We start from the raw sequence: 4644 nt of genomic DNA on the forward strand, positions 1-4644 counted from the left end.
TTGCATCCTCTTCAACTCCTTGATTACAAAGCTAATGAAAACCTTTAATAAAATAAAAAAATTCTCTGGATATTTGGATTACAACATAGAAGAAACTGTTTTGAATTTATCGTGTGTTGATTTGGGATGGTTTTTGAGGTATTTCCGCTTGTGTGATGGGAAAGATAGATCCGTTAAATGAGCATAAAGGAACAGGGGCAAGAGGGAAGTACAATATTTATAAAAAATATAATCCACTGTAAATAAGTGGATTATATTTTTAATAGTGGACCTGGAGGGAATCGAACCCTCGTCCAAACAAGGAAGCCATATGCTTTCTACATGCTTATCTCTGCCTTCGGTTTTCGTGCGTAAGCAAGACCAGAGCCACCCACTTGCGCCTTAGCCTTTAAAATTTCATTCTGGTCGCAAGGCTAGACCAGAACTATTCCCGATTTTGCTGCACCGCTTGACCAAACGCCTCGGAACAAGAGCTTTTGAGCGATGTCTCGTTTCCATCACTGTGACGGAAATAAAGTTAATCTACTGTACTTCGATTAAGCAGCGAGAGCATAGTTTTCGTTGCCAGATAATTGTTCAGTAACTGAGATTATAGTGCAAATCACTGACGCACTGCATGCTTACATACCACATCTCTTGCTGTCAAATCCAGTCAAGCCCTTAAGTGATGATTGTTTGCAAAGATAGGTATTATTGGGAAGATAACAAAATAATCTGTCACTTCTTTTTCTTTTCTTTTTCCTTTTTTGTATTGAAAAAGCTTATGCCGGGATAAAAAACTCCCACAAACATTTGTTTGCAGGAGTTTTATGGAGATAGTATTTATTTGTTAACTCAAAATCTGAGCCGATTTGTTGCCTTGCAACTTATTATTTGATGTTCGGATTCAGCTTGTTCCATTCAGAGATAGCAGGAAGAACGCCCATAGCGATTACTTCATCACGCAATTCGCAGAGGTGAGCGTAGCTCTTGTCCAAAGCAGCTTGTTCTTCTGCAGTTCCGTTCAGAGCAGCGCAGTGGCAACCGTCAGCAGTGATTGAAGTTTCCCATGCCATCATGATGTGGTCGTACTTATCGTTTGAGATATATGTACCAGCCGGCCAGCGGAATGCCTTGCCACCCATAGCAGCACCAATCATTTCGATAGAAACGTATGCCGGGCTTTGGAATGAAGAACGTCCGCGCAATGCGATGATGTTAGCACCGCCTTTGGTTACTTTCTGTTGGATTTCTGCCCATTGTTCTTTGCTCAGAGCGTCAGTGCCGATGATGTCGGTCAACGGTTTGCCGTTAACTTTAGCAGTAGAAGCGAATACAGCCATCTGTTCGCCGTGACCACCGTATGTGCGGCAGTTTTCAACAGCGTCCATAGGTACGTTGAAGTATTTAGCCAGTTCACTGCGCAGACGGGTAGAGTCGAGGGCAGCCAAGGTAGTAACCTGTGAAGGTTTCAAGCCTGAGTACAACAACGTAATCAGACCGGTGATGTCAGCCGGGTTAAAGATAACCACGATGTGTTTTACATCCGGGCAGTATTCTTTTACGTTCTTACCGAATTCTTCAGCGATAGCGGCGTTGCCTTTCAGCAAGTCTTCACGGGTCATGCCTGCTTTACGGGCAGCACCTCCTGAGTTCACGATATATTTGGCACCTGTCAGCGCTTCTTTGATGTCTGAAGTGAAGGTTACGTTTACGCCTTCGAAACCGCAGTGGTACAATTCTTCAGCCACACCTTCCAATCCCGGAGCATACGGGTCGTACAAGCAGATGTTAGGAGTCAAACCCATCATAATGGCAGTCTGAGCCATGTTAGAACCGATCATGCCGGCAGCACCAACAATGGTAAGCTTTTCGTTAGTTACAAATTCCATAATTCTATTATTTTAGTTAAGTTATACGGTAATTCTTTTTTCTGACCGATGCAAAGATAAAAAGTTCTTTTGTTTGTGAGAATCTTTGTGCATAGAAAAGTGTGAAAAATCTGCATCTTTTCAACTTAATTACGGAAATATTTCACTATTTTTAAGTTGATGACTCCATTTTTGTAATCAGCACTTGGCAAAATGTGAAATCGGGGTGTTGTCTTCAGAAAGACACACCAGGTCAAGAAAAACTTTTTGGAGAAATTCAAAACTGTTTCTCGGTCTGTTGGGATATCATAGTTTTCGTGAGGCAATGTTTTGGGTTGTGGCTGGGAGAAAATACAGGTGACAGATATAAAAAACATTAAGGAGGAGATGCCGGACATCTTTTGTCGGTTGATTTTGATTAATTTTGCCCCGATAAAATTTTAACGAATATGTCCGAATTAGCTCCATTAATTACCGATTTAGGTATTATTCTGGTTGTGGCGGGATGCGTCATGATTCTGTTCAAGTGGCTGAAACAGCCGGTTATCTTGGGTTATATTGTGGCTGGGTTTATTACCGGTCCTTCTGTGAGTTTTTTGCCTACGGTGTCTGATACGTCTGACATCAAGATTTGGGCAGACATCGGTGTTATTTTTTTGTTGTTCGCCATGGGATTGGAGTTTTCTTTCCGCAAGCTTTTGAATGTAGGCTTGAGTGCTATGGTGGCTACCGTTACTATTGTGTGCGGTATGATGTTCTTGGGATATGTGGCGGGAAATATGATGGGATTTTCTCATATTACCAGTCTTTTTTTGGGCGGAATGCTTTCTATGTCGTCTACGGCGATTGTTTTTAAGGCTTTCAATGACATGAACCTGCTCCAGCAGAAATTTACAGGAATCGTGTTGGGCATTTTGGTGGTAGAAGACCTTGTAGGAGTTGTCATGCTGGTGGTACTTTCTACGTTGGCTGCAAGTAGTCAGTTCGAGGGCACGGCGTTGCTGGGTAGCCTGATGAAGTTGGTCTCTTTTCTGGTGTTTTGGTCGGTATTGGGGATTTACCTGCTTCCTACCTTAATAAATAGGATCAAACGTTTTGTCAGTGATGAGATTCTGTTGGTGGTTTCCTTGGGGCTGTGCTTGCTGATGGTTATGATTGCAGTAAGAGCAGGGTTCTCTTCGGCATTGGGAGCTTTCGTCATGGGCTCTTTGTTGGCCGAAACCTCTGAAAGCGAACGTATCAGCCGGGTGGTGCAACCGGTTAAGGATTTGTTTGCAGCTGTATTTTTTGTATCTGTAGGTATGATGATAGACCCGATGGTTATCCGCGATTATATTGTGCCTATCTTGTTGCTGACTCTTTTGGTTCTGGCAGGGCAGAGCTTTTTTGGTACTTTCGGAGTTTTGCTTTCAGGACAGCCATTGAAGCTGGCGATGAAATCAGGGTTCTCGTTAACACAGGTTGGCGAGTTCGCCTTTATTATTGCCTCGTTAGGTGTGAGCCTGAATGTGACAGATACACATTTGTATCCCATTATTGTGGCAGTATCTGTCATCACTACGTTCTGTACACCTTATATGATACGTTTTTCCGAGCCTGCATACCGGTTTGTCGACCGTCATTTGCCGGTATGGGGCAAGCAGGCTTTGTCGCGCTATGTTTCCGGTTCCATATCCGAGAAGCACCAGAACGACTGGCACCGTCTGTTGCGGGGAATGATAGTAGGCGTGTCGGTGTATCTGGTTCTCTGCATAGGCGTTATAGTCATATTCTTTTCTAAAATGCATCCTTTCATCCAAGGTCATCTGCCAGGACTTCAGGGCGATTTGCTGGGTGCTTTGATTTTGTTGGCAGTGCTTTCACCGCTTTTGTGGGCGATGGTGGTCAAGAAAAACCATTCGCCCGAGTTCCGCCGTCTGTGGGCAGACAATCTGGTAAATCGCGGTGCTTTGTCATCGCTGGTGTTGATTAAGATTATTCTTTGCATTACCATTGTAATGAGTGTTGTGGTCCGTCTGTTCAATGTGGCGTCTGGATTGGGACTGGTTATTGCTTTACTGGTGGTGGCTGGACTATATTTTTCGAAACGTATCCGCAAGCGTTCGTTGGAGATTGAAGAGCAGTTCGAAGCCAATTTTCAAGGACCGGACGAAGAAAAGAAAAGCTCTTCTTTGTTTGACGGGGTGGGAGACACTACTTCATTGTCCGACCTCCATGCAGTCGATTTCACCGTGCAGCCCAATTCTGTTTGTGTGGGTAAGACGTTGAAAACACTTGCTTTCCGCACCCGTTATAGGGTAAATATCATTACTATTGGTCGTGGCGATGCAGTCATCGATATTCCGCAAGGTGACGAGATGCTTTATCCGTATGACAAAATTACTGTAGTAGGTACCGATGAAGATCTTTCGCAATTTGCTCGGGCACTGGAGCAGAAAGAAGCCTGTGCCGGTGGCGGAACATCTTCACGCAAAGGGACACGCATTACTAACGTATGTGTCGACGAACATTCTTCCTTGTTGGGCAAGAGTGTGGGCGAAGTGAAATCCGACCGTGCTATCATTTTAGGTGTAGAACGGGGCAAGGAAGTGGTGAAGAATCCTTCTCCAGCATTTGTGTTTCAGTCGGGTGATATCGTATGGATGGTTGCTTCGTTTCGTAAGCCGGTATAGGCGCGAGGCATTAAGAAGCTGTTTTGAATTTCTCCAAAAAGTTTTTCTTGGCTTGATGTATCCGTTTTCGTGTGTGCTTTGGGCGATTTTTTGGTTCTTTTCGCTCCTGTTCTTCGTCAGAT

Annotated in this window: 3 protein-coding genes and 1 other RNA gene; 2 read left to right on the top strand and 2 right to left on the bottom strand. The window is 44.0% G+C overall.

Annotated features, from left to right (window positions below; all coding sequences use genetic code 11):
- Nucleotides 1-181: hypothetical protein (locus B5F71_RS20860; RefSeq protein WP_206423870.1), on the top strand; the 181-nt coding region annotated here is incomplete at its 5' end.
- An 82-nt stretch (nucleotides 182-263) separates the two neighbouring features.
- Here the strand turns inward: B5F71_RS20860 and ssrA are convergent.
- Nucleotides 264-660, bottom strand: a transfer-messenger RNA (tmRNA) gene (ssrA, locus tag B5F71_RS18800).
- A gap of 209 nt (nucleotides 661-869) precedes the next feature.
- Nucleotides 870-1871: a malate dehydrogenase gene (locus B5F71_RS18805; RefSeq protein WP_022039409.1), complete on the bottom strand. Its 1002-nt coding sequence runs from the start codon at nucleotides 1869-1871 to the stop codon at nucleotides 870-872.
- A gap of 428 nt (nucleotides 1872-2299) precedes the next feature.
- Here B5F71_RS18805 and B5F71_RS18810 point away from each other — a divergent pair, with 428 nt between their 5' ends.
- Nucleotides 2300-4522, top strand: coding sequence for a cation:proton antiporter (locus tag B5F71_RS18810; protein WP_087213390.1), 2223 nt, complete (start codon nucleotides 2300-2302; stop codon nucleotides 4520-4522).
- Nucleotides 4523-4644 lie beyond the last annotated feature (122 nt).

Origin of the sequence: Bacteroides sp. An269 (assembly GCF_002159755.1) — a bacterium.
GTDB classification, from domain to species: domain Bacteria; phylum Bacteroidota; class Bacteroidia; order Bacteroidales; family Bacteroidaceae; genus Phocaeicola; species Phocaeicola intestinalis.

What these genes read in the sequence shown, in the direction of transcription:
- B5F71_RS18810 (WP_087213390.1), top strand. Translation starts at nt 2,300, where the DNA reads ATGTCCGAATTAGCTCCATTAATTACCGATTTAGGTATTATTCTGGTT.
- B5F71_RS18805 (WP_022039409.1), bottom strand. Translation starts at nt 1,871, where the DNA reads ATGGAATTTGTAACTAACGAAAAGCTTACCATTGTTGGTGCTGCCGGC.